The sequence below is a fragment of the Bradyrhizobium uaiense genome (assembly GCF_010811875.1).
GTDB classification, from domain to species: domain Bacteria; phylum Pseudomonadota; class Alphaproteobacteria; order Rhizobiales; family Xanthobacteraceae; genus Bradyrhizobium; species Bradyrhizobium uaiense.
Genome location: NZ_VKHP01000744.1, coordinates 1 through 250 on the forward strand (window position 1 = coordinate 1; position 250 = coordinate 250).

The following is a 250-nucleotide window of genomic DNA, read 5'->3' on the forward strand; positions in this document are numbered from 1 at the left end:
TTCGTGCTTCACGCCAAGGCCCTGCACGGCAATCCCTTCGATGGGCACACGCTCGGCCCCGTGATCGCCGACATGGAGAAGCTCACCGGCGTGGAGGCTCGCCGTATCCACGTCGACAAAGGCTATCGCGGCCACAATCACCCGCATCGGTTCAGAGTCTGGATCTCGGGTCAGGTCCGCCGCGTCTCAGCTCCCATCCGCCGCGAGATGAGGCGTCGCGCGGCTGTCGAGCCCGTCATCGGTCACATCA

At 65.2% G+C, this 250-nt stretch carries 1 pseudogene; it reads left to right on the plus strand.

What is annotated here, in order from left to right:
* A pseudogene (locus FNJ47_RS47285) lies at positions 1 to 250 on the plus strand (IS5/IS1182 family transposase); the annotation flags it as partial.